21 protein-coding genes and 1 pseudogene are annotated in these 23627 nt (G+C 69.0%); 6 read left to right on the forward strand and 16 right to left on the reverse strand.

Annotation, left to right across the window (positions count from 1 at the left end):
• Nucleotides 1-10 precede the first annotated feature (10 nt).
• The 4 genes from ADBZ6K_RS21410 to fgd all read right to left on the reverse strand — a co-directional run bounded on the left by ADBZ6K_RS21410 (nucleotide 11) and on the right by fgd (nucleotide 5997).
• Nucleotides 11-1591 (reverse strand): aspartate:alanine exchanger family transporter, encoded by a 1581-nt coding sequence (locus ADBZ6K_RS21410; protein ID WP_526350433.1) that lies wholly within the window; start codon nucleotides 1589-1591, stop codon nucleotides 11-13.
• Nucleotides 1592-1673: 82 nt separating this feature from the next.
• Nucleotides 1674-2870 (reverse strand): acetate/propionate family kinase, encoded by a 1197-nt coding sequence (locus ADBZ6K_RS21415; protein WP_526350435.1) that lies wholly within the window; start codon nucleotides 2868-2870, stop codon nucleotides 1674-1676.
• A gap of 2 nt (nucleotides 2871-2872) precedes the next feature.
• Entirely contained in the window at nucleotides 2873-4930 is a 2058-nt protein-coding gene (gene pta, locus ADBZ6K_RS21420) for a phosphate acetyltransferase (RefSeq protein ID WP_526350529.1), read from the reverse strand.
• A 56-nt stretch (nucleotides 4931-4986) separates the two neighbouring features.
• Nucleotides 4987-5997, reverse strand: coding sequence for a glucose-6-phosphate dehydrogenase (coenzyme-F420) (gene fgd, locus ADBZ6K_RS21425; protein ID WP_526350437.1), 1011 nt, complete (start codon nucleotides 5995-5997; stop codon nucleotides 4987-4989).
• Nucleotides 5998-6037: 40 nt separating this feature from the next.
• Here fgd and ADBZ6K_RS21430 point away from each other — a divergent pair, with 40 nt between their 5' ends.
• Entirely contained in the window at nucleotides 6038-6784 is a 747-nt protein-coding gene (locus ADBZ6K_RS21430) for an MBL fold metallo-hydrolase (RefSeq protein WP_526350439.1), read from the forward strand.
• A gap of 38 nt (nucleotides 6785-6822) precedes the next feature.
• On the opposite strand, the gene ADBZ6K_RS21435 is transcribed toward ADBZ6K_RS21430, so the two are convergent.
• From ADBZ6K_RS21435 to purT, 8 genes are all read right to left on the reverse strand, one after another.
• The gene (locus ADBZ6K_RS21435) at nucleotides 6823-8160 is read right to left on the reverse strand and encodes an NtaA/DmoA family FMN-dependent monooxygenase (RefSeq protein WP_526350441.1); all 1338 of its coding nucleotides are present in this window, start codon (nucleotides 8158-8160) and stop codon (nucleotides 6823-6825) included.
• The gene (locus ADBZ6K_RS21440; RefSeq protein ID WP_526350443.1) at nucleotides 8157-9275 is read right to left on the reverse strand and encodes an LLM class flavin-dependent oxidoreductase; all 1119 of its coding nucleotides are present in this window, start codon (nucleotides 9273-9275) and stop codon (nucleotides 8157-8159) included. Before ADBZ6K_RS21440 ends, ADBZ6K_RS21435 begins: the two co-directional genes overlap by 4 nt.
• Nucleotides 9272-10372 (reverse strand): LLM class flavin-dependent oxidoreductase, encoded by a 1101-nt coding sequence (locus tag ADBZ6K_RS21445; protein ID WP_526350445.1) that lies wholly within the window; start codon nucleotides 10370-10372, stop codon nucleotides 9272-9274. Before ADBZ6K_RS21445 ends, ADBZ6K_RS21440 begins: the two co-directional genes overlap by 4 nt.
• Entirely contained in the window at nucleotides 10369-10863 is a 495-nt protein-coding gene (locus tag ADBZ6K_RS21450) for a GNAT family N-acetyltransferase (protein ID WP_526350447.1), read from the reverse strand. Before ADBZ6K_RS21450 ends, ADBZ6K_RS21445 begins: the two co-directional genes overlap by 4 nt.
• A 145-nt stretch (nucleotides 10864-11008) precedes the next feature.
• Complete coding sequence (locus ADBZ6K_RS21455) at nucleotides 11009-12244, reverse strand: O-succinylhomoserine sulfhydrylase (protein ID WP_526350449.1); 1236 nt, start codon at nucleotides 12242-12244, stop codon at nucleotides 11009-11011.
• Nucleotides 12241-12654, reverse strand: coding sequence for a rhodanese-like domain-containing protein (locus tag ADBZ6K_RS21460; RefSeq protein WP_526350451.1), 414 nt, complete (start codon nucleotides 12652-12654; stop codon nucleotides 12241-12243). Before ADBZ6K_RS21460 ends, ADBZ6K_RS21455 begins: the two co-directional genes overlap by 4 nt.
• 19 nt (nucleotides 12655-12673) lie before the next feature.
• Nucleotides 12674-13081, reverse strand: a complete 408-nt coding sequence (locus ADBZ6K_RS21465; protein WP_526350531.1) for an Rv0361 family membrane protein — start codon at nucleotides 13079-13081, stop codon at nucleotides 12674-12676.
• A gap of 47 nt (nucleotides 13082-13128) precedes the next feature.
• Nucleotides 13129-14625, reverse strand: a complete 1497-nt coding sequence (purT, locus tag ADBZ6K_RS21470; RefSeq protein WP_526350453.1) for a formate-dependent phosphoribosylglycinamide formyltransferase — start codon at nucleotides 14623-14625, stop codon at nucleotides 13129-13131.
• Between the two features lie 148 nt (nucleotides 14626-14773).
• On the opposite strand from purT, the pseudogene ADBZ6K_RS21475 reads away from it, so the two are divergent.
• The 4 genes and pseudogenes from ADBZ6K_RS21475 to ADBZ6K_RS21490 all read left to right on the forward strand — a co-directional run.
• Nucleotides 14774-16076 (forward strand): annotated as a pseudogene (locus tag ADBZ6K_RS21475) (cation:proton antiporter); the annotation flags it as partial.
• Between the two features lie 38 nt (nucleotides 16077-16114).
• Nucleotides 16115-18163, forward strand: a complete 2049-nt coding sequence (locus tag ADBZ6K_RS21480; RefSeq protein ID WP_526350455.1) for an MMPL family transporter — start codon at nucleotides 16115-16117, stop codon at nucleotides 18161-18163.
• Nucleotides 18164-18304: 141 nt separating this feature from the next.
• A complete protein-coding gene (locus tag ADBZ6K_RS21485; protein ID WP_526350533.1) occupies nucleotides 18305-19474 on the forward strand; it encodes a cytochrome P450 in 1170 nt (389 codons plus the stop codon).
• Nucleotides 19471-19662, forward strand: coding sequence for a ferredoxin (locus ADBZ6K_RS21490; RefSeq protein WP_526350457.1), 192 nt, complete (start codon nucleotides 19471-19473; stop codon nucleotides 19660-19662). The genes ADBZ6K_RS21485 and ADBZ6K_RS21490 overlap by 4 nt, the downstream gene beginning before the upstream one ends.
• Nucleotides 19663-19683: 21 nt before the next feature.
• Here the strand turns inward: ADBZ6K_RS21490 and ADBZ6K_RS21495 are convergent, their stop codons facing one another.
• From ADBZ6K_RS21495 to ADBZ6K_RS21510, 4 genes are all read right to left on the reverse strand, one after another.
• The gene (locus ADBZ6K_RS21495) at nucleotides 19684-20127 is read right to left on the reverse strand and encodes an SRPBCC family protein (protein ID WP_526350459.1); all 444 of its coding nucleotides are present in this window, start codon (nucleotides 20125-20127) and stop codon (nucleotides 19684-19686) included.
• 100 nt (nucleotides 20128-20227) lie between these two features.
• Nucleotides 20228-20872, reverse strand: coding sequence for a hypothetical protein (locus tag ADBZ6K_RS21500; protein WP_526350461.1), 645 nt, complete (start codon nucleotides 20870-20872; stop codon nucleotides 20228-20230).
• Nucleotides 20873-20914: 42 nt separating this feature from the next.
• A complete protein-coding gene (locus ADBZ6K_RS21505; RefSeq protein ID WP_526350463.1) occupies nucleotides 20915-21547 on the reverse strand; it encodes a PaaI family thioesterase in 633 nt (210 codons plus the stop codon).
• 28 nt (nucleotides 21548-21575) lie between these two features.
• The gene (locus ADBZ6K_RS21510) at nucleotides 21576-22874 is read right to left on the reverse strand and encodes an adenylosuccinate synthase (RefSeq protein ID WP_526350465.1); all 1299 of its coding nucleotides are present in this window, start codon (nucleotides 22872-22874) and stop codon (nucleotides 21576-21578) included.
• A 131-nt stretch (nucleotides 22875-23005) separates the two neighbouring features.
• Between ADBZ6K_RS21510 and ADBZ6K_RS21515 the strand changes: the two genes are divergently transcribed.
• Entirely contained in the window at nucleotides 23006-23626 is a 621-nt protein-coding gene (locus ADBZ6K_RS21515; RefSeq protein ID WP_526350535.1) for a peptidase M50, read from the forward strand.
• The last annotated feature ends 1 nt before the right edge of the window (nucleotide 23627 follow it).

Below are 23627 nucleotides of genomic sequence, written 5' to 3' on the forward strand. Positions count from 1 at the left end.
GCGGTCATCCTTAGAAGTAGACGACCATCAGCTGAGCCAGGAATACCTTGGCGATCATGCTCACCGGGAACAGCACGGCGTAGCCGAGCGCGACCCGCTGATCGGGCACCCTGGTCATCGCGTACGCGTACGGCGCCGGGTTGAGCTGCGACCCGGTCAGGCCGCCCAGCGATCGAGCGGTGCCGTAGCGCAGCACCGAGCGCAGCCCGATCACACACACCAGGGCATGCGCCGCCGAGACGGTCAGGCCGAGCAGCACCAGCTGCACACCGTCGGCGGACAGCGCGGTCACCAGCCCGCCGCCCGCACCCGTGCCGACGGCGACCAGAAAGATCAGCAGCGAGAACTGGTTGAGCGTGTTGGCGACGTTGCCGGGCAGGGTCCAGATGATCGGCCCGGTACGCCCGAGCGCGCCGAGCACGACGCCAACCACCAACGGTGCCGTCGCGGTGCCCAGCACCAGGGTGCCCCCGCCGGGCAACGGGATTTTCAGGAATGCCAGCACCAGACCGATGGCCAGCCCGAGACCGAAGCCGACGGCATTGATGTCGCCCGCGGTGCGTTCGGAATCGCCGAGGGCCTTGGTGATTTCGGCCAGCCGCCCGCGCGGCGCGGTGACCCGCAGCCGGTCGCCGCTCTGCAGCACCAGATCGGGGGTGGCGATGATGTCGACGTCACCGCGCCGCACCCGGCTGACGACGGCGTCGAAGCGTTCCTCCATGCGCAGATCGTGCAGTTCCCGGCCGATGCAGGCGGGATTGGACAGGGTGACCCTGCGGAAGTCGATCTCCGTGCGGTCCATCCACGGCTCGTGCACTGCCGGCCGCCCCAGGTCGGCGACGATGCTCTCGAAGACGTTATCCCTGCCGGTGATCGTCAGCAGGTCCCCATGGGCCAGCGGCTCCTTCTCGTGGGCCACGACGGTGACCCCGTTGCGTGTCAGCCGGGAGATCACCGCCTCGTAGCGTTCGGCCAGCCCGGCCACCGTGAGCCCGGGGTCACCGACCAGCTCGAGGGTGCGCACCACGATCGGCGACACCGACTCCCGGTCCTCGGCCGTGGGTTTGCGCGTGCCCGCGCTGATCAGGTACGAGCAGGCGACGATGGTGAGGAACACGGTGATGGGGTACGCGACGGCGTAGCCGATGGCCGGTTCCGGCGGTATGTCACCACCTGCGGCGAGCTGCTGCTGCACCGCACCAAGGGCCGCGGTGGCGGTGCCCGCGCCGGAGAACGCCCCCGCGATCGTCCCGACGTCGAAGCCGAACGCCTTCCCGACACCGAGCGCCGCCGCGGCCATGGCCAGCACCGCCAGCAGCGACACCACAACGGGTTGCCACCCGGTGCGCAGCGCGCTGACGAATGCGGGCCCCGCGGCGATACCCACCATGTAGCAGAAGACGCACAACGACAGGCTGGTGACGATCGGCGGCAGCGCGACGTCCGGTTCGATCGCCGAGAGGGCCAGCGCGACGAACAGCGCCCCCGCTGGCCCAAAGGAGACCGGCCCGAACCGAATTCGTCCGAAGAGACTTCCGACGCCGACGCAGAAGAACAGCGTGAGCAACGGACTGTCGGCGAACCACTGCATCAGTGCTCCTGACGGCCGTTCGGGTCGAAGGGTTCGACTCTAACCGCTCGTCCGCACCGGCGTGTGCCGAACCGGCGGGCGCTCATCGGTCCGACACCGCCTCATGGCAGGCCCTGGCGATCGCCAGCTCCTCGTTGGTCGGGATCACCAGCACGGTGATCGGCGACGCGTCGGCCGAGATGCGCCGGGGCCCCCTGCCGGGGCCGTCGTTGAGCCGCTCGTCGAGCCGGATACCCAGAGGCGCCAGGCCGGACAGCGAATCGCGCCGGACGGCGGCGTCGTTCTCACCGACCCCCGCGGTGAACGTGATCACGTCGGTGGCGCCGAGCACGGCCAGGTAGGCGCCGATGTACTTGCGCAGCCGGTGGATATACACCTCGTAGGCCAATTGTGCTGCCTCGTCACCGGATTCGATCCGCTTGTGCAGCACGCGGAAATCGGTCTCGCCGCTGAGCCCGCGCACCCCCGACCGCCGGTTGAGCATCGATTCGATATCGTCGACGCTCATCCCCGCGCTGCGCCACAGGTACATGATCACGCCGGGATCGACATCGCCGGCGCGGGTTCCCATCACCAGCCCCTCCATCGGGGTCAGGCCCATGGAAGTGTCCACCGCACGCCCGCCTGCGACCGCCGACGCCGACGCGCCGTTGCCGAGGTGCAGCACGATCTGGTTCAGGGATTCCAGCGGAACGCCGAGTAACGCCGCCGCCTGCGTGCTGACGTACTGGTGCGAGGTGCCGTGGAAGCCGTATCGCCGAATATGCCACTGCGCGGCAATGTCCCGGTCGATGGCGTACGTGGCGGCCGCGGCGGGCAGGTCGTGGAAGAACGCCGTGTCGAAGACGACGACATGCGGGAGGTCGGGCAGGATCTTGCGGGCCACCCTGATGCCGAGCACCGCGGGCGGATTGTGCAGCGGCGCCAGGGGCGAGAGCTCGTCGAGCTGGGCGATCAGCGCGTCGTCGACCACGGTCGGGCGGAACAGGTCCGGACCGCCGTGCACCACCCGGTGGCCGACCGCCATCAGTCCCAGTGTCTCCAGATGGCCGCCGACCTCGGCGAACAAGTCGAACGTCAACCGCAACGCGGACTCGTAGTCGGGTATCGGCTCGTCACGGCGCGCCTTCAGCCCGCCGAACTCGAGCAGCGCCGACGAGTGCCGGTCACCAATCCGCTCCACCATCCCCTTGGCCACCGAAACCCCGGAATCAGGTTGGACCAGACTGTATTTCAGCGACGAGGAGCCGGAATTGAGGACCAGCACGGTTGGTTGCACGGCTAACCCACCTGGGCCTGGATCGCCGTGATGGCGACGGTGTTGACGATATCCTCCACGAGCGCACCGCGGGACAGGTCGTTGACGGGCTTGTTCAGGCCCTGCAGCACCGGGCCGATTGCGATGGCGCCCGCGCTGCGCTGCACCGCCTTGTAGGTGTTGTTCCCTGTGTTCAGGTCGGGGAAGATCAGCACCGTCGCGCGGCCCGCCACCGGCGAGTCCGGCATCTTTGTGGCCGCCACAGACGGCTCGACCGCCGCGTCATACTGGATCGGGCCCTCGACGAGCAGACCGGGCTCTCGCTTTCGCACCAATTCGGTTGCCGTCCTTACCTTTTCCACGTCAGCGCCGGTGCCGGAGGTTCCGGTCGAATAGGAAAGCATAGCCACCCGCGGCTCGATGCCGAACTGGGCCGCGGTGCGCGCCGACGAGATCGCGATGTCGGCGAGCTGCTCGGCCGTCGGGTCGGGCACAATCGCGCAGTCGCCGTAGGCCAGCACCCGGTCGGCCAGGCACATCAGGAAGATGCTCGATACGGTCGACACGTCGGGTTGGGTCTTGATGATCTCGAACGACGGGCGCACCGTGTGCGCGGTGGTGTGCGCCGCACCCGACACCATGCCGTCGACGATCCCGTTGTAGACGAGCATCGTGCCGAAGTAGGAGACGTCGTGCATGGTATCCCTGGCCCGGTCGAGCGTCATGCCCCGGTGGCTGCGGAGGTCGGCGTACTGCGCGGCGAACTCGTCGACCAGCGGGCTGGTACGCGGATCGATGACGGTGGCGGCCCCAAGGTCGGCACCGAGTTCGGCCCCGCGCGCACGGACCCTGGCCTCCTCACCCAGAATCGTCAGGTCGGCGACGCCGCGGTGCAGCAGCCGGCCTGCGGCACGCAGGATGCGGTCGTCGTCGCCCTCCGGCAGCACAATCCGCCGCCGGTCCGCCCGTGCGCGTTCGAGCAGCTGGTGGGCGAACATCTGCGGTGTCGTCACGGTCGGGATGCGGATCGCCAACTGCGCCAACAGGTCCGCGATGTCGACGTAGTTGTCCATCAGGGTCAGCGCGGTGTCGATCTTGCGCGCCGAGGACGCCGTAACCCGGCCCCTGGTCGCGGCCAGCCGGCTCGCGGTGTCGAAGGTGCCCAGACCTGTCGCGATGATGGGTAGCCGCAGCCGCAGGCCTGCCACCAGCGCCGCGACGGACGGGTGCAGCTCGAGCCCGCCGTTGAGGATCAGGCACGACAACGACGGAAAGCCTTCTGCGGCATGAGCGCTCGACACCGCCAGCACCACGTCGGAACGGTCGCCCGGGGTGATGACGGCGACGCCCTCGGTCAGCCGCTCCAGAACGTGTTCGGCCGTCATCCCCGCCACCATCACGCCCATCACCTCGCGCGTGAACAGTTCCGGGTCACCGCTGAGCAGGCGGCCGCCGACCGCCCGCTGCAGATCGGTGACCACGGGCGCGGACAGTAGCGGTTCGTCCGGCAGGACATAGCATTTCAGGTCCAAACCGCGCAGCGCCTCGGTGACGTCTGCTATCTTCGTCGGTTCGCACCGGTTGGCCACCACCGCGGCGGTGTGCGCATGCTGAGCGCGCAGCTCGGCCAGGCACACCTCGACCACCTGGACGATCTCCTCCGGCGTTCGCTCCTTGGCCCGCACGGACAGGACGACCGGCGCGCCGAGGTTGACCGCGATGCGGGCGTTGACGTTCAGCTCGCTCGGCGTGGCGACGTCGGTGTAATCGCTGCCGACGATCACCACCGCATCGCACCGGGCCGCGACGCGGTGAAACCGGTCCACGATGTCGGCGATTGCCGAATCGGGGTCCTCGTGCAGCCGCTGGTAGGTGACGCCCACGCACTCCTCGTAGGGCAGCCCGGCGGTCGTGTGCGCAAGCAGCAGCTCGAGGATGTAGTCGCGATCCTCGCCCGCCCTGGTGATGGGCCGGAACACGCCGACCCGCGCGACGCTCGCGACAAGCCGGTGCAAGATGCCCAACGCGACGGTGGACTTGCCGGTGTCGCTTTCGGGCGAGGCGATGTAGATCGCGGAGATGCGGGCGTCCGAGGTGAGATCCGAGGTCGGGCTGGGCACCCTGACAGCCTGCCGTATCAGCCCAGGCGTCGCAGCCTGGGCTCCAGATCCTTTCGGAAGAGTTCAAGAAATCGTCGCTGATCGTGACCCGGCGCATGGAAGACGAGATGGTTCAGGCCCCAGGTGACGTATTGGCCGACCTTCTCGACGGCCTCGTCGGGATCCGACGCCACGATCCAGCGTTTGGCGACCTGCTCGATCGGAAGGGCATCGGCGGCCTTCTCCATCTCCAGCGGATCGTCGATGCTGTGCTTCTGCTCAGCGGTCAGCGACAGCGGCGCCCAGAACCGAGTGTTCTCGAGGGCCAGCTCGGGGACGGGGTCGTAGGAGATCTTGATCTCGATCATCTTGTCGATCGCGTCGGCGTCCCGCCCGGCGGCTGCCGCGCCTTCGAGGACAGCCGGGATGAGCTTTTCGGTGTAGAGCTCCTCACCCTTACCCGAGGTGCAGATGAAGCCGTCACCGGCACGCCCGGCGTACTTGGCCACCGCGGGCCCGCCCGCGGCGATGTAGACGGGGATGCCGCCGTCGGGCACGTCGTAGATCGACGCCCCCTTGGTGCGGTAGTACTCGCCGTCGAAGTCCACCCGGTCACCGGCCCACAACTGACGCATCAGGCGCACCGATTCGCGCAGCCGGGCGAAGCGCTCCTTGAACTCGGGCCACTCGCCCAGGTATCCCGTCGCGATCTCGTTGAGCGCCTCCCCGGTGCCGACGCCGAGGAAGATGCGGCCGGGATACAGGCACCCCATGGTGGCGAACGACTGCGCGATCACGGCCGGGTTGTAGCGGAATGTCGGTGTCAGCACCGAGGTGCCCAGCACGATGCGGTTCGTGCGTTCACCCACCGCCGTCATCCAGGCCAGGGAGAACGGCGCGTGCCCGCCCTCGTGGCGCCACGGCTGAAAATGGTCGCTGACGGTGGCACTGTCCATGCCGTGTTCCTCGGCCGCCACCGCGAGTTCCACGAGTTCGCGGGGTGCGAACTGTTCCGCCGACGCCTTGTATCCCAGTTTCAGTTCAGCCACGCCTTCTTTTCTACTCCTGCGGGGAACCTAGACTCGCGGGATGGCTGCCACCGGGCCAGAGCTCATCCGGATCACCGACACGGTCCATCTCGCGCGTACCGACCTGGTCAACTGGACGTTGGTCACCGACGACGGCGGTGTGCTGCTCATCGACTCCGGGTTCCCCGGCAGCCGCGCCGATGTGCTGGCGTCGCTGCGCCGCCTCGGGGCGGGGCCCGCCGACGTGACCGCGATCCTGTTGACCCACGCGCATGTGGACCATCTCGGCTCGGCGGTGTGGTTCGCGAAAACCCATGGCACACCGGTGTATTGCCATGCGACCGAGGTCGGGCACGCCAAGCGTGAGTATCTCGAGCAGGCGTCGCCGCTTGGTGTGATGACCCACGCGTGGAATCCCCGGTGGCTGACGTGGACGCTGGCGATCGTGCGCAAGGGCGCCCTGGACCACGCGGGTATCCCGACCGCCGCGGCGCTGACGGCCGACATCGCGGCCACGCTGCCGGGGGCACCCATGCCGATACCCACGCCCGGTCACACCGGGGGGCACTGCTCGTACGTGGTGGACGGCGTCCTCGTCAGCGGTGACGCGCTGGTCACCGGCCATCCGGTGTCGACGCGCACCGGCCCGCAATTGCTGGCGTCGCTGTTCAACCACGATCAGGCCGCGTGTGTGCGCAGTCTTGCCGCGCTGGGAATGCTCGACACCGACGTGCTGCTGCCGGGGCACGGGCCGGTGTGGCGGGGGTCGATCCGCGAGGCGGTCGAGGCGGCCACCCCGCCGCGATGACTTCCGGCGCGGCGCCCTACCGCGCGGTGCATTGACCGTCAGCCGAGGTGGTCGCGCAGTGTCGCACCGGAGTACTCGGCGCGAAAGCTGCCACGTTCCTGCAGTAGCGGGACCACCTGATCGACGAAATCGTCCAAGCCGTGCGGGGTGAGGTGCGGCACCAGGATGAACCCGTCACACGCGTCGGATTGCACGTGCAGGTCGATGTCGTCGGCGACCTGGCTTGCGGTGCCGATGAACTGTTCGCGGGTGGTCACCGCGATGACCAGCTCACGGATGCTGAGCTGCTGCTCCTCGGCCCGGCGCCGCCAGTTCGCGGCGAGCTCCTTCGGATCGCCGTGGCGGACGCGGCCCCGGGTGACGGACGGATCGTCGGCGGGGTCGATCTCGGGCAGCGGGCCGTCCGGGTCGTAGCCGGACAGGTCACGCTGCCACACCTGTTCGAGCATGGCGATCGCGGTCGGGCCACTCACCTGCTGGTGGCGGATGTGGCGTGCCCGGTCGGCCGCCTCGGCGTGCGTATCGCCCAGCACCACGCTGGCCGCGGGAAACACCTTGAGCCGGTCGGGATTCCGCCCGGCGGCGACAGCGCGCGACTTGACGTCGGCGTAGTAGCGGCGGCCCGCCTCCAGCTCGGTGTGCAGCGTGAACAGCGCGTCGGCGTGCTCGGCGCCGAACGCCCTCCCCTCGGCGGAGTCGCCGGCCTGAAGCAACACCGGGTGGCCCTGCGGACCCGCGGGCAGCGTCGCCACACCGGCGACGTCGAATTGCGGCCCGCGATGCTCGACCCGCCGGATCCGGCCGGGGTCGGCGTACACGCCGGAGTCCCGGTCGGCCACCACGGCGCCGGGTGTCCAGCTGTCCCAGAACCGGCGCGCGACGGTGAGGAACTCCTCGGCCCGACGGTACCGGTCGGCGTGGTCGAGAAAGCCGCCGCGCCGGAAGTTGGCTCCGGTGAACGCATCCGATGAGGTCACCATGTTCCAGCCGGCCCGCCCGTCGGACAGGTGGTCCAGGGTGGCGAATTGCCGTGCCACCTCGAAGGGTTCGTTGAACGTCGTGTTGATGGTGCCGACCAGTCCGAGTCGGTCGGTGACCGCCGCCAGCGCAGCGAGCACGGTGAACGTATCCGGCCGGCCCACCACGTCGAGGTCGTGGATGCGCCCCATGTGTTCGCGCAGCCGCAACCCCTCGGCGAGGAAGAAGAAGTCGAACCTGCCCCGTTCGGCCGTGCGGGCCAGGTGCACGAACGAGTCGAAGTCGATCTGGCTGCCCGACCCCGGGTCGGTCCACACCGTGGTGTTGTTCACCCCGGGGAAGTGCGCCGCAAGGTGAATCGGCTTGCGGTGCACACCTTCCCGGATCGGCACGGTCATCCGGTCAACCCCCAGCGCTTGGCGATGAGTTCATGCGAGCGCAGCCGGTCGGCATGCCGGTGGGTGACCGAGGTGACCACCAGTTCGTCGGCGCCGGCGACCCGCCGCAACGTGTCCAGCTGGTGCGCCACCTCATCCGGGTCTCCGACGAATTGCGTTGCGGTGCGGTCCTTCACAGCGCCGAGCTCCGTCTCCGACAGCGGCTGGCGGGTGTCGGGATCGGGGTAGGGCACGGCCCCGGCTCCGGTGCGGACGGCATGCACCCAGTGGCCGTAGCTCGACGCCAGGTGACGGGCCGTGGCGGTGTCGTCGGCGACCACCACATCTGCCGAGACCACGACATAGGGCTCCGGCAGGTAGTCGGACGGGGTGAACGCGGCGCGGTAGGCCTCGATCGCCTCCAGCGCGGTTCCGGGGGTGATGTGGTAACTCGCCACGAACGGCAATCCCCTGCTACCGGCGACAAGCGCGCTCTCCCCCTTGCTGCTGCCGAAGATCCACGGTGTCAGGCCGGCTCCCTCGCCGGGCACTGCGTGCAGGCCGAAGCCGTCGGCCTGAAAGTCGCCGCCGAACATCGCCAGGATGTCGTCGACCTGTACGGCGAAGTCGGGCGCCACCGCGCCCGGCTGCTGCAGCACCGACAGCGTCGCGCGCATCTTGGGGCTGCGCATGACCGCGCTGACGTCGAACGGCGGTGGCACCACCACGCCGCCGACGTCACGCCAGTCCCGCGGTGCGGCGGGCGGCGCGACAGGCTGGGACTGCGCGGCTTGCGCCCTGCGCTGTCCCGATCGGCCGAGTCCGAGGTCGATCCGGTCGGGGTGGAATGCGGCGAGGGTTCCGAACGCCTCGGCGACGGCCGCCGAGGTGGTGAAGCCGAGTTGTACGGCGGCCGAACCCACCCGGATCCGGCTCGTCGCGGCGGCGATCTGGCCGATCAGCACCGCGGGTGAGGAGCTGGCCACCGCGACGAAGTGGTGTTCGGCTATCCAGTACCGCTTGTATCCCCACAGTTCGGCGTGCTGGGCGAGGTCGACGGTGTTGCGCAGGGCGGACGCCGCGTCGGCGCCTTCACTGATCGGTGCGAGGTCGAGGATCGACAGCGGAACGGTCATGAGGGCGACACCTTCGCGTAGCGGTTTTGGGCGGCGGGCAGCCCGAGCCGCCCGCGCAATGTATCGCCGTCGCGGTAGGTATCGGGATATCGGCCCGCTTTCTGCAGCAACGGCACGACCTCGTCGACAATGGCGGGCAGGTCGGTGGCGTTCACGGCGGGCCGCAGCCGCACCCCGTCGACCCCCAGCTCGTGCCAGCGCAGCAGCAGATCGACGAGTTCGGTTGGGGTGCCGTCGAATACGAGCGCATCGGAGCGCAAGTCGGCGGATCGGCCCAATGCGACGACGACGTCGGCATACACCTTCAGGTGAGCCCCGCCCACGCCGGCGACCTGCCCGAGAATGGTGCGGACCGAATCGTCGTCGGTCGGCGTGACGAACACCAGATCGGCATGCCGAGCGGCGAATTCGTAGACGCGCTGGTTGTGGGCGAGCGCGGCGACCACCGGCTGTCCCTGCGGCGGGCGCGGCGTGATCGAGGGTCCCTTCACGGAGAAGTACTTGCCGGTGAAGTCGATGTAGTGCAGCTTGTCCCGGTCGATGTACCGTGCGGTTGCCTGGTCGCGGATGACCGCGTCGTCCTCCCACGAGTCCCACAGCCTGCGCACCACGTCGACGGCCTCACCGGCCTCGTCGAACAGGGCGTCAGCCTTGAGCGACTCGAGCGGCCGCCGCCCGAACAGGGCGGCCTCGTGGGCGGTCGGGCTCACCCGGGGCTGCCAGCCCGCCCGCCCCCGCGACACGAAGTCGAGTGTGGCAATGGCTTTGGAGACGTGGAACGGTTCGGTGTGGGTGACAGTGGCCACGGGTATCAGTCCGATGTGCCGCGTCACCGGCGCCACCCGGGCCGCGACCAGGACGGCGTCGGGGCGACCGGCCAGCCGGCCGGGGTCGATCCGTTCCCGCCGCCCGGATTGCGCCATCAGGGTGTCGTCGATGGTCAGGAAGTCCACCAGACCGCGCTCGGCGGTGGCCGCCAATCCGGCCCAGTACCGGCCGCTGGTCACCGGCCCGGAATCCCCGGTCAGCCGCCACGCCTGCGGGTCCCAGCCGTAGCCGTCGAGTGCGACGCCGAGGTGCATGCGCGGCCCGCTCATATCAGCGCCTTCCGGAATGCGACGGGATAGACCTCCCGCTCGGCGGGCAGCGGCTCGTCGAGGCGCTGGTAACCGGCCGACAGGTACAGGGCCTCGGCCTCGGGCTGGCGATCCCCGGTGCTCAGATACACATACCGATAGCCGAGCGACCGGATGATCCCTTCGAGCTGGTTCAGTAGCGCCTTCGCGTGGCCGCGTCGCCGGTGCCTGCTGTCGGTCCAGATGCGTTTGAGCTCTGCGGTTTCGGCGTCGAAGCGGCGGAACGCACCGCCGGTGACCGGGTCGTCGCCGATCAGCCCGATGATCAGGCCACCTCCCGGCGCGGCGAACTCCTCCGCGGGATAGCCACGAAGCCAGGTCAGGATTGCGTCATGGCTGCCCCGGTAACGCTGGGCGTATTCGACGGCCAGTTCCTCCAGCAGCGGCTGGGCCAGCGGGTCGGCCTGCGTCACCGCTACGAAACGCAGTTGATTCAGCGCAGGCACGGACATCACTCACTTTCTAACGCAGCGAGCACCGGCGCATTCCGTGAGCGCACTTCTGCTCGCGCTGATTTGAAAGTGGGCCGTTACGCGAGACCCACCTTTTGCAGGCAAATCCCGAGTCGCGCGCTGCAAAATGTGGATCCCGCAGAGGTCAGGCCAGCGCGCGATCCAGGTCGGCGATCAGGTCGTCGGTGCCCTCCAGACCGACCGAGATCCGCACCACCCCGTCGCCCAGACCGATCGCTGCCCGGCCCTCCGGCCCCATCGCGCGGTGCGTGGTGGTGGCGGGATGGGTGATCAGCGACTTGGCGTCCCCGAGATTGTTGGAGATGTCGATCAGCCGGGTCTTGTCGAGCACCTCGAACGCCCGTTGCTTTCCGTGGCCTTCCGGCGCGTCCAGCTCGAACGTGACGACCGTGCCGCCACCGGTCATCTGCCGTTTGGCCAGGTCGTATTGCGGATGGGACTCCAGGAACGGGTAGCGCACCCAGCGCACCGCCGGATGGGCTTCGAGGAACTCGGCGATCCGCTGAGCCGAGGCGTTGCTGTAATTCACCCGCACCGCCATCGTCTCCAGCCCCTTGAGCAACGTCCATGCGTTGAACGGGCTGAGCGCCGGACCGGTGTGCCGCATGAGCTGCTGCACGGGTCCGTCGATGTACTCCTTGTCACCGAGGATCGCCCCCCCGAGCACGCGGCCCTGCCCGTCGATGTGTTTGGTGCCCGAGTACACCACCACATCGACCCCGAGCGGGAACCCTTGCTGCAGCAGTGGTGTAGCAAAAACGTTGTCCAGCACCACTTTTGCGCCGGCCGTATGCGCCATGTCGCATACCGCGGCGATATCGACCAACGATTGCATCGGGTTGGATGGCGTCTCGAAAAACACGGCCTGCGCGGGCACGGAGAGCGCCGCTTCCCACTGCGCGAGGTCGTCCCCGTCCACGAACACGGTCTCCACACCCCAGCGCGGCAGGATCTCGCTGCACACCACGAAGCACGACCCGAACAGGCTGCGCGCGGCGACCAACCGGTCACCGGCGCGCAGCAGGGCGCCCAGCGAGGTGAACACCGCCGCCATGCCGCTGGCGGTGCCGAACGCGGCCGGCGCACCCTCGATCAGCCGCAGCCGCTCCTCGAACATCGACACAGTCGGGTTGCCGTACCGCGAGTAGACGTAGCGGTCGATCTCCCCGGTGAAAGCCTTCTCTGCGTCGGCCGCCGACGGGTAGACGTAGCCCGACGTCAGGAACATTCCCTCGGCGGTCTCTTCGAAGCCGGACCGCAGCAGTCCGCCGCGCACTCCGATGGTGGCCTGGCTGACGCCGTCGGGTAGGGGCGTGGGCACCCGGACGGAGGGAACGTCGTCCCCAGCGGGGCCGGTCATGACTGTTTCCAGGGCAGGCCGACGGCCTTCCATCCGGTTCCGCCGCGGTGCTTATCCCCGTCCAGGCCGCCTTCGAAACCCTCGAGGACGTTGTAGGAGGGAGCGATGCCCGCCGCGGTGGCGGTTTCGGCGGCGGGGATCGAGCGGTTGCCGGAGCGGCACAGGAACAGCACCGGCCGATCGGCGGGGGTGACCCCGGCGGCGTTCAGCTCGGCGACGAAGTCCTGGTTACGGGTGCCGTCCGTGCGATTCCACTCCACGAACACCACGTCGCGGTCGAGCGGCGAGAGGTCGGGAACGCCGACGAAGCGCCATTCGGCGTCCGTACGACAGTCGACGAGGACGGCCTCGGGGTTGTCGCTGAGCACCTTCCACGCCTGCTCCGGCGTCACATCTCCGGCATAGCTCACGGCGGTGAGTCTCCCATACCTAGCTGGGCTCGGTCGAACAGACCTTCCATGCACCGTCCTCGCGCACAAACGACGTGGGGACACCGGTTTTGGTGTCGGGGGTCTTGTCGAAATGGTAGGTGACGGTGGCGGAGGCCCGGTCGCCGTCGATCACCACATCGGCGACGTCGTCGACGTAGCGGGCACCGTGCCGATCGACCGATTCCTCTTGTCGCGAAAGGAAATCCGCCTTGTCGCCGAGTTGGTCGCGGCAGGTGTAGACACCGAAGTCGGTGAAGTCCCGCCGCTGCAGCGCATCGTTCTGGCCGACCGCGGCGCGCCCGACCCGCTCTTGCTCGGACAGGCCGTCACCGCCGAGGACGTTGAACAACACGATTCCGATCACGACGACCGTAATGACGGCCAACGCGGCCAGGAAGGGGGCCATGGTTGGCCGGTCCGTCGGGTCGGCCGGTCCGCGCTGGTCGGTCACGACTACCAGAGCTTGCGCAGTTCGGCGCCGACCCGGCGGGCCCTGTCCCGCGCGACGATGATGTCGGGCGCGGTCGCCAGTGCGACGGCGAGCCGGTGCCTGGCATCGGTTTCGTCGGGACGGGTGAACAGCCGGACGTCGCTTTCCTGGGTGGCCAGCGCCTCGGCGAGCACCGCGTTGAGGTCGCCGGCGCCAGCGCGATCGCCGGTGTCGGTGCCGCCGTACCTGATCTCCGCCGCACCCGGCGAGATCATGATGGTGTCCACGCCCAGGCCGAGGATGGCCCTGGCGTGTAGTTCGAACACCGACAGGCGTTGTGAGCGCAGCGTGACCAGGCCGCTGTCCTGCGGACGCGCCCGTACGTCGGAGAAATAGACCTCGTCGCCGCGGACGAGCAGCTCCACCGCGAACACACCGCGCCCACCCATCGAGTTGACGATGCGCGCGGCGATGGACCTCGCGGCGTCCAGGGCCGCGGGCGCCATCTGCAGCGGCTGCCAGGCCTCCAGCACGTCGCCGTCGACCTGACGGTGGCCGATCGGTTCGCAGAAGTGCAGCATCGGCCCGGTCGGGCCGGTGGTGCGGATGGTCAGCAGCGTGACCTCGTGGTCGACCTCGACGATGGTCTCGGCCATCACTCGGTTTATCGGCAGCCGGCCCGCGGCGATCGCACGCTGCCAGGCCGGCTCGACGTCATCGGGGCGCAGCAGCACCGACTGCCCCTCGCCCGGCGCCCCGGCGACCGGTTTGACGATCAGCGGAAAGCCGACGTGGCGGGCGACCGCTGCCAGCTCCTCGACCGACCCGGCGAACCAGAACGGTGCGGTCGGCAGGCCGAGTTCATCGGAGGCCAGCCTGCGCAGCCCTTCGCGGTCGACGCCGAGCCGGGTGCTGCGCGGCGTCGGCACGACCTCGACGGAGCCGCGCTCGGCCACCGCGATCAGCGCGTCGGCGGCGATCACGCCGGATTCGGCCACGACATAGCGCGGGTCCTCGCGGTCGATCAGCGTCGTCAGTTCCTCGGCGTCGTTCATCTTGACGACGGCGCAGCGGTCGGCCACCTTCAGCGCGGGGGCGTCGGCGTAGCGGTCGACGGCGATGACCTCGGCGCCCAACCGCTGGAAGGCCAGTGCGAGCTCGCAGCTCAGCTCACCGGCGCCCAGCAGCATGACGGTTGTCCTGCGGTCGGCACGGGTCGCATCGGGGATCCGCACGGCGGCCAGCGTCGGGTCGGTCGCGTCCTGGCCGGAATCGTCAGGATCGCCCGTGTCTCCCGCGACGCTGTCCCCCGTCACGCTGTCCCCTGTCACGCTGTCCACTGCCACCAGGGTGTCCTCAGCGACCACAGCGTTCTGGGCATCCGCAACCTCGGCCGTCGCGTCCGCGGTGCCGGGTTCCTCCGCGGCGGCCGCCCCGACAACCGGTGCAGTCGTCGGGGCATCCGGCTCGGGCTCACCCGCAAGCCCGGCGTCGATCTCGCCGTCAGTCGTCTTACTCATCGCCCGTCCAGACTGCCAGATAGTCATGCGTCACCGGCGCAGGCGGGGTGCGGGTCTCACGGCGCCGTGATCTCCTCGGCATGCTGAACAAGGATAGATCCGGCACCCGGCCCCCGGGAGTGCCGCAACGCGGACGGCAGGCGGTGGGGAGTTCACCATCGCCGCCGCGCTGGTCCTCGGCGCGATAGTCGCACCACCCGACGCGGTGTCGGCGACCGCCGTCGGCAGACGCCTGAGGTTGCCGCGGCGTCTGATGACCCTGCTCGGCGGGGAGAGCCTGCTCAACGACGCGACGGCGCTCACTGCCTACAAGGTGTCGCTGGCGGCGGCGATCGGTGCCGCCACGAGCTGGGGCGGCGGCATCGGAACGTTCGCGCTCGCGATGGCGGGCGGTATCGCAGTCGGCCGGCCGCTCGGCATGGTCATCGTCGTCATCCGGTCGCGTCTCGACGACCCGTTGGTCGAGAGTGCCATCGGCCTGCTGGCGCCGTTCTTCATCTACCTGATCGCCGAGTCCGTCCACGGCTCGGTTGTGCTGGCCGTGGTCACCGCCGCCCTGATTTCCGGCCAGCGATCCATCCACGCCGGCTATGCGACACACCTGCAGGACTTGGCCGTGTGGAAGTCGCTGCAGGTCGTGCTCGTGTCGTTCGCCTTCCTGCTGATCGGCCTGCAATTGCCAGCGTCGTGCGTGAAATGGCCGGGATCCACGCGTCGGCGATCGTCCTGTCGTCCGTGGCGGTGCTCGCGACGGTCGTCGTGGTGCGCGTGGCCTGGATCTACCTGGTCGCCTACCTACCGAGGCTGGTGTCGCCGCCTACCCGGGCGCGTGGACCGGCACCCAAGCCGTCGTACCTGTTCGTCGTCGCGTGGGCGGGATGCGCGGGGTGGTGTCGCTGGCCGCGGCGTTCGCCGTCCCCCTCACCACGTTGTCCGGCGATCCGTTCCCGGGCCGACCGCAACTGGTGTTCCTCCCGTGCGTGGTGGTCATCGGGGCGCTGCTGCTGCACGGCCTGACGCTGCCGTGGGTGATCAAGGTCCTCAAAGTGCACGTCGAGGACGCGAGCGCCGACGCCATGGCGGTGGCCACTGCGCAGGAACGCGCAGCGCGCGCAGCCGCCGCCCGGCTCGACGAACTGCTGGCCGAGCAGCGGGCGGAAGAAGCGACCGATGCGCAGGAGCAGGCCGCGGCGGTGCTGCGCGCATGGAGCAACCGGCGCCGCAGCTTCGCCCTCAACAAACTCGACCCCGACAAGCTCGACCCCGACGAGGTGGACGTCGGCGAAAGCGCTCCCGCGGCGTTTCGCCGGCTGAGGCTGGAGATGCTCGCCGCCGAACGTGACGCGTTCATCGGCGAACGCGACGCTGGGCATATCGATGAAGAGGCGCTGCGCTCGCTCCTGCATGGTCTCGACCTGGAGGAAGCGACGCTCAACCGGGGCTACCCTTAAACACGAATAACCATTAATTTTCTGAAACGATTGTCGCTATGACCGGTCGCGCGTCGCTGCTGCTTGCGGTGTTCATCGTCGCGGTGTCGGGACTGTTCCTCGCGATGGTGTCCACAGGCGAATCCGGTGAGCGATCCCCGGTCAACGTGCCGGACGGCGCCGAGTCGGCTCGGGCCGATGCGCTGCGGACCCAGTTCCCTGGCGGCGACCAAATGCCCGCGATCCTGGTGGTGACCCGCACCGACGGCGCCGCGCTCACCCCTGCCGACGTCGGCGCGACGGATCAGGCGCGCCAGCGAATGCTCGCCTCCGCGGGCGGAGCATCAGCAGACGCCACGGGCGGCGCCCCGGCAGGGCCACCCAGCGCGGTGTCCGCCGACGGCAGGGCCGCGGTCGCCACCGTGCCGCTGAGCGCCACGTTGTCCGGCTTCGCACTCAACGATGAGGTCAAGGCCGTGCGCGCGGCCGCGACGCAGGGTTTGCCCGACGACCTGCGCGCCGAGGTGACGGGCGGGCCTGCCTTCGGTGCCGACATCGCGAATTCGTTTGCCGGAGCGAACGTCACACTTCTGGCGGTGACGGCGACGGTGGTCGCCCTGCTGCTCATCGTCACCTACCGTTCGCCGGTGCTGTGGCTGGTCCCGCTGGCGGTGATCGGGTTCGCCGACCGCGTCGCCGCCGTCTCAGGAACGGCGATCGCGACGGCGGCGGGGCTCTCGCCCGACGGTTCGACCGCAGGCATCACCAGCGTGCTCGTCTTCGGCGCCGGCACCAACTACGCGCTGCTGCTGATCTCGCGCTACCGCGAGGAATTGGCCCGCACCGCCGATCACCGCGTTGCGCTGCAGGTGGCGGTGCGCGCGGCCAGGCCCGCGATCCTCGCAAGCAACGCGACGGTGGTGCTCGCCCTGCTGACGCTGGTCTTCGCCTCGGCACCGAGCACCCGCAGCCTTGGCGTGCAGGCCGCGTCCGGCCTCGTCGTGGCCGCCGTGTTCACCCTGCTCGTGCTGCCGCCACTGCTGGCGGTGTGCGGCAGGCGGTTGTTCTGGCCGTTCATCCCCCGTGTGGGTGGCGGCGACCTCACCGAAAGCGGTCCGTGGCACCGCGTCGCCACTGCCGTCGCCCGCCGGCCCGGCCCGGTCGCAGCGATCGCCGTCGGGGGGCTTGCCATACTGTGCGCGGGGCTGCTGGGCACGCCCATCGGGCTGTCCCAAACCGAACAGTTCCGGGTACAGGCCGAGTCGGTGACCGGCTACCGCACCGTGGCCGCGCACTTCCCTGGCGGTGTGACCGACCCGGCCCGCGTCATCGGCCACTCGGATCGCGCCGAGCAGATCGAGCGCACCATCACCGCCACACCCGGGGTCGTGTCCGCCGCAGCGGTGGGCCGCTCTCCCGCCGGGCTGACGCAATGGTCGGTCGTCCTCGATGCCGCACCGGGATCCGACGAGGCGTTCGAAACCGTTGATGCCCTGAGACATTCGCTGCATCAGGTCGATCAGGAGGTGCTGGTGGGCGGATCTGACGCCCGGGGGCGCGATGCAGCGGCCGCCGCGGAGCGCGACCGCGCCGTGGTGCTCCCGGCGATTCTGGCCGTCGTGCTCGTCGTGCTCTACGTGTTGCTGCGCTCCGCGCTCGCACCGCTGGTCCTGGTGGCGGTGACGATGCTGTCCGCGGTCGCCGCCCTCGGGGTGGGCGGCTGGGCCAGCGTCCACCTGTTCGGTTTTCCCGCCTTGGACGAAACCACACCGCTGTTCGCGTTGCTGTTCCTGGTCGCGCTCGGCGTCGACTACACGATCTTCCTGGTCACCCGCGCCCGGGAGGAGACGCCGCGCCACGGCACCCGGCAGGGCATCGTGCGTGCGGTGTCCGCGACCGGTGCCGTGATCACCAGCGCGGGCGTGGTGCTCGCCGCGGTCTTCTGCGTGCTCGGAGTGTTGCCGCTGATCGTGCTGACACAGCTGGGCATAATCGTCGGCCTCGGCATCCTGCTGGACACGTTCGTCGTGCGCACGGTCATCATCCCGGCGCTGTTCACTCTGACCGGACCGCGGATCTGGTGGCCCGGGCTGACCGCCCGCCCGTGAATCGCGGGTAGCGTCGGAAGCATGACGCAGGTAGATACCTCGCAGCGCGGCGATCAGACCCCCGCCGCGCAGCGCGGCAATCAGACCCCCGCCGCGCACCCGCACAACGAGCGAACCGAACGCGAACTGCCGCCATTGCACATGCGGCGCAACACATTCGACCCGGTTCCCGAACTGCGCGAGATCCGCGAGAACACCGGTGTGCGGACCGTCGTCAACGCGTTCGGCATGGAGGTCTGCCTGGTCACGCGCTACGAGGACATCAAGGCGGTGCTGGCCGATCACGAGCACTTCGCCAACTCCCGGCCGCCGGGATTCGTCCTGCCCGGGGTGTCGCAGACCGAAGAGGAGCAGGCCACCGTACGGGCGGGAAACCTGCTGGGCCTCGATCCGCCGGAACACCAGCGGTTGCGCCGCATGCTCACACCCGAGTTCACCATCCGCCGGATCAAGCGACTCGAACCACGCATCGTCGAGATCGTCGACCAGCACCTCGACGCGCTGCAACACGCCGGACCACCGGCCGATCTCGTCAGCGGCTTCGCGCTTCCGATCCCATCGCTGGTGATCTGTGAATTGCTCGGGGTCCCGTATTCCGACCGGGACGATTTCCAGCGCCGCACCGCCCGCCAGCTCGATCTGTCGAACCCGATCGACGAGCGCATCGAGCTGCAGCGGCAGGGCAGGGTGTACATGCACTCGCTGGTCGAACGCGCGCGGCTGTCCCCGGACGACGACATCCTCGGCATGCTGATCCGCGAACACGGCGACGAGTTGACCGACGACGAGCTGGTCGGGATCGCCAACCTGTTGCTGGTCGCCGGTCACGAGACCACGTCGAACATGCTCGGACTCGGCACCCTCGCGCTGCTACGCCACCCCGGGCAACTCGCCGCGGTGCGTGACGATCCGGCCGCGGTCGGACCCGCGATCGAGGAGATGCTGCGTTGGCTTTCCATTGTGCACAGCGCGATTCCGCGGATCACGACGGCCGACGTCGAGGTCGCCGGGGTACCGATTCCGGCGGGCCGGCTGGTTTTCGTGTCCCTGCCGTCGGGCAACCGGGATCCCGACTTCGTCGAGGCGCCGGAGGTGTTCGACATCCGCCGCGGCGCACCGGGCCATCTGGCCTTCGGACACGGCGTACATCACTGCCTGGGCGCACCGCTGGCACGGATGGAGATGCGGATCGCGTTTCCCGCTCTGCTGCAACGATTCCCGAGCTTGGCGCTGGCCGAGCCGTTCGAAGAGGTGGAGTTCCGGTCATTCCACTTCATCTACGGCCTGCGGTCCCTGGCGGTGACGTGGTGAGGGTCGTCGCCGACCGGGAGGTGTGCATCGGCGCCGGGATGTGCGTGATGACCGCCGAGGCGGTGTTCGATCAGGACGACGACGGGATCGTGCTGGTTCTCGTCGACGAGGTCCCGCACGCCGAGGAGGTCCGGGTACGTAACGCGGTGCGGGTGTGTCCGTCCGGTGCGCTCAGCTTCGGCGCCTGATAGCGGCGGTCCCCGACCCGATCACTGGACTGTCAGAACGACGACCAGGTTTTCCAGCCCGACCTGCATCACCCTCCCATACGCCTTCTCCACGATGGGGTCGGCCAGCCTGCCGAACAGTCCGCCGAGCCCGGCCTCGGTCTCGATGCGGAGCGACATCCGGGTGCCGTCCTCGTGTTCGGCGTAACTGGCGATGCTCGTGAACCAGAACGGGGCATCGGTCGAGCGGAACACCGTCTTCCGCATTTCCGCGACGTGGGTGAAGCTGCCGGTCCACGAGATCACTGGCCCGAGAAACCGCGACCGGCCACTCCAGACGGTGCCCACCGCCAGTGGGCCGTCGGTGAGCTGTTGCACCTCCACTGTGCCCGGCAGATACGTCGCCGCGTTCGCCGCGTCCGTGCAGAACTCCCACACGGTCGTCACAGGTCGCGGAATCACCACTTCTGCCTCGGAGATGGGCACCGTGGATCCTCTCGCCGCCGGACGTTCGTACACGATCCGCTGCGTTGATTGTGAGCCGTCCCAACGCGCAGCGGGTGACGATTCCAATGGTCAGCCGGCCTCAGGTTTCGTCATCGTCGCGGCGCAGGTCGATGATCCCGGCGCGCGCCAGCAACAGGAGGCTTACCACCAGCACCCAGATCGGGAAGGCCAGTACGAGCCACATGCTGATGTCACTGGCCAGCAGAAGGCCCACCGCCACAAGGTAAGTGACAACCACCAGCCAGCGCGGCATGAGGCCGGTCCTCAGCCAGATGGTGGCCAGCGACATCATGAAGACTGCGGCCATTCGCAAGCCGTACGTTTTGCTCAGCGCCAGCAGCAGCATCTGACCGAAGGTCGCGACGTCCGAAGCGGCCGTGACATCCCGCATCCCCGCCCTGCTGGCGATCATTCCGGCGCCGACGGCCGACGTCGTGAACATCATCGCCAGGAACAGGAGCCCACTGCCGAAGAACACCGACGAGAAGAACTTGTCTTCGAATCGGCCGAAGCCGTCGCGAACCACCCCGATGAACCACAGGAACGAGATGCCGGCGAACGGCATCAGCACCGCGGACACCCGCAGTCGGCCACTGGCGCCGTCGATCCACTGGGAGCCGGGTTCGGCGCCTTCGGGCAGGGCGGTGCGGATCAGGATCAGCGCCGCACCGAATAGGAGGGCGAATAGCACTCCGGCCACAGCCGCGGCGCGCGGAGTCGACAAGCGGCGAAGGTGACGGTCGACCACGCCGTCATCGTCACACGGCTAGGGCTGCCCGGGCAGCAGGCGCACCATGAGGCCATGGCTTTCGGCCAGCAGATTGCCGTCGGGGTCGCGCAACTCGGCGTTGACGAACGCCTTGCGCCCCTCGACGCCGGATACCCAGCCACGGGCCGACAGCGGGGTGTCGATGGGTGTGACCCGGCGGTAATCCACATGCAGGAACGCGGTGCGGCTGATCGGCCTGCCCGCGGCGTGGATCACCATGCCGAACACCGAATCGAACAGCAGCGGCAGCACACCGCCGTGCACCGCGTAATTGCCGCCGACGTGAAACCGGCTGAACCGCACCGACAACTCGACTCCGTCAGGGCCGAACGTCACCACCGTCCACGGCGCCTGCAGCAGGCTGCCCGCGCCGGGCAGATCCAGGGTGCGGTTGGCCGGCCCGACGCCCTCGGCGGCTTCGTACGGATCGAGGAGCTTGACCAGTTCTTCGGCGCGCTCGGCGGCTTCGTCCCAGATGTCGCCGTCGGGATCGGCCGAAACCGCCAGATCCTGTGCCCGGCGGATCGCGGTCAGGAAGCGGGCGAAACCCGGTCCGGGGTGGGCCAGTTCGAAATTCGGGAAGCCGCCGTGGTGGTCGTATTCGGGATCGACGAGGTGCGGGTCGCTCATCGGTGCCTTCTGCTCTTCGCGCAAGCGCTCATCGCGGACTTGCCAGGATGTCGCGGCGCACGATCGTCTGATCACGGCCGGGACCCACCCCGATGCACGAAACATACGCTCCGGCAAGCTCTTCGAGCCGCAGCACATAGTCCCGCGCCTTGGCGGGCAGGTCGGTGAACTGTCGGGCCGCGGAGATGTCCTCCCACCAGCCGGGCAACTCCTCGTAGATCGGCTCGGCGCGGGCGATGTCGGACTGAGTCATCGGCATCTCGTCGGTGCGCTTGCCGCCCACCGTGTAGCCCACGCACACCGGCACGGTCTCCAGGCTGGACAATACATCGAGCTTCGTCAGGAAATAGTCGGTGATGCCGTTGACCCGGGTCGCGTAGCGGGCTATGACGGCGTCGAACCAACCGCACCGGCGGCGGCGGCCCGTCGTCACACCGATCTCGCCACCCGTCTTGGCCAGGTACTCGCCGTTCTCGTCGAACAGCTCGGTGGGGAACGGACCCGAACCCACCCGGGTGGTGTACGCCTTGAGGATTCCGAGCACCGTGGTGATGCGGGTCGGGCCGATGCCGGAGCCGACGGCGGCGCCACCCGCGGTCGGGTTCGAGGACGTGACAAACGGATAGGTGCCGTGATCGACGTCGAGCAGCGTGCCCTGCGATCCCTCCAGCAGCACCGTCTCGCCGTGTTCGAGGGCGGCGTTGAGAAGCAGCCGGGCGTCGGCGATGCGATGGCGGAAGCCCTCGGCCTGCGTCAGCAGGTTCTCCACCACCTCCGCCGGATCCAGCGCCTTGCGGTTGTAGATCTTGACCAGCACCTGGTTCTTGAATTCCAGTGCGGCCGTGATCTTTTCGGCCAGCAACTCGGCGTCGAGCACATCGGCGACGCGGATGCCGATGCGGGCGATCTTGTCCTGGTAGCAGGGGCCGATTCCGCGGCCGGTGGTACCGATCTTCTTGTTGCCCATGTAACGCTCGGTCACCTTGTCGATGGCCACGTGGTAGGGCATCAGCAGGTGGGCATCCGCCGAGATCAACAGCCGGCCGGTGTCGACGCCGCGGTCCTCGAGGCCCTTGAGCTCGGTGAGCAGCACCCCGGGGTCGACCACCACACCGTTGCCGATGACGTTGGTGACGCCGGGGGTGAGGATGCCCGACGGGATCAGATGCAGGGCGAAGTTCTCGCCGGTCGGGAGGACTACCGTGTGCCCGGCGTTGTTACCGCCCTGATAGCGCACGACCCACTGGACCCGGCCACCGAGCAGGTCGGTCGCCTTTCCCTTGCCCTCGTCGCCCCACTGGGCGCCGATGAGGACGATTGCCGGCATGGCGCTGTCTCCCGCTATCTCCTGCTCATACTGCGCTCGTTAGTGTGTGCAGCCGGTGACACACCCTATCCCAGCAGCATCCAGGAGTTGTCTTGACCACCCGCGGACGCGCCGAACAGGCCGGCGACGGCATGGCTGACGGCCACAAGAGAGACGGCACCGCGGTGTTGTCGTTCGGCGGCAGGCGCATCCCCCGGTCGCTGCGTGCGCTGCGCACCGTGGCCGTCGCAGGGCCACCGGACATCGATGCGGCCGCCGAGCGTGTCAGCCGGCTGATCGTGGTCGGCGGTGATGCCGATCTGGCCGACGTCCTGACCCGCCTGATGCGCACCGAACGACTCGACGTGGAGGTCGGCCAGGCGCGTGGGTGGCTCTCGGCTCGCCGGGCCCGCACGGGGCGGGCGCGCCGTGTTCCGCTCATCCGCGACGAGACGGGCACGGTGATCGTCGGCCGTGCGGAATGGACCGGCCCACCGGGGGCGGGCGGCCTGCACGGTGAGGCGGTGGTCGACGACACCGTGCTCTTCGATGGCGACGTGCCCGGTGTACGCGTCGAGCCGACGCCGTCGATGCCCGGGCTGCGTGCCACGGTGCTGTCCGGACGCGGACGTCCGGCGCGCTGGGTGACCGGGCGCGCCGCACAGCTCGGCACGACGGGGGCAATGGTCGTCCGCGACGGTCGCACGGCACCCAGGCCGGTACGGCGCTCCACGTTCTACCGGCACATCGAGGGCTGGCTCAGGGTTTCGTAGA

The sequence above is a fragment of the Mycobacterium sp. genome (assembly GCF_044223235.1).
In the GTDB taxonomy this organism is placed as follows: Bacteria; Actinomycetota; Actinomycetes; order Mycobacteriales; family Mycobacteriaceae; genus Mycobacterium.

Excerpts from the sequence above, each read along its gene's own strand:
- ADBZ6K_RS21450 (WP_526350447.1), bottom strand. The coding sequence starts at position 10,863 with ATGTCCGTGCCTGCGCTGAATCAACTGCGTTTCGTAGCGGTGACGCAG.
- ADBZ6K_RS21430 (WP_526350439.1), top strand. The coding sequence starts at position 6,038 with ATGGCTGCCACCGGGCCAGAGCTCATCCGGATCACCGACACGGTCCAT.
- ADBZ6K_RS21465 (WP_526350531.1), bottom strand. The coding sequence starts at position 13,081 with ATGGCCCCCTTCCTGGCCGCGTTGGCCGTCATTACGGTCGTCGTGATC.
- ADBZ6K_RS21515 (WP_526350535.1), top strand. The coding sequence starts at position 23,006 with ATGGCTGACGGCCACAAGAGAGACGGCACCGCGGTGTTGTCGTTCGGC.
- ADBZ6K_RS21485 (WP_526350533.1), top strand. The coding sequence starts at position 18,305 with ATGCGGCGCAACACATTCGACCCGGTTCCCGAACTGCGCGAGATCCGC.
- ADBZ6K_RS21510 (WP_526350465.1), bottom strand. The coding sequence starts at position 22,874 with ATGCCGGCAATCGTCCTCATCGGCGCCCAGTGGGGCGACGAGGGCAAG.
- ADBZ6K_RS21455 (WP_526350449.1), bottom strand. The coding sequence starts at position 12,244 with ATGACCGGCCCCGCTGGGGACGACGTTCCCTCCGTCCGGGTGCCCACG.
- ADBZ6K_RS21445 (WP_526350445.1), bottom strand. The coding sequence starts at position 10,372 with ATGAGCGGGCCGCGCATGCACCTCGGCGTCGCACTCGACGGCTACGGC.
- purT (WP_526350453.1), bottom strand. The coding sequence starts at position 14,625 with ATGAGTAAGACGACTGACGGCGAGATCGACGCCGGGCTTGCGGGTGAG.
- ADBZ6K_RS21480 (WP_526350455.1), top strand. The coding sequence starts at position 16,115 with ATGACCGGTCGCGCGTCGCTGCTGCTTGCGGTGTTCATCGTCGCGGTG.
- ADBZ6K_RS21505 (WP_526350463.1), bottom strand. The coding sequence starts at position 21,547 with ATGAGCGACCCGCACCTCGTCGATCCCGAATACGACCACCACGGCGGC.
- ADBZ6K_RS21410 (WP_526350433.1), bottom strand. The coding sequence starts at position 1,591 with ATGCAGTGGTTCGCCGACAGTCCGTTGCTCACGCTGTTCTTCTGCGTC.
- ADBZ6K_RS21440 (WP_526350443.1), bottom strand. The coding sequence starts at position 9,275 with ATGACCGTTCCGCTGTCGATCCTCGACCTCGCACCGATCAGTGAAGGC.
- ADBZ6K_RS21435 (WP_526350441.1), bottom strand. The coding sequence starts at position 8,160 with ATGACCGTGCCGATCCGGGAAGGTGTGCACCGCAAGCCGATTCACCTT.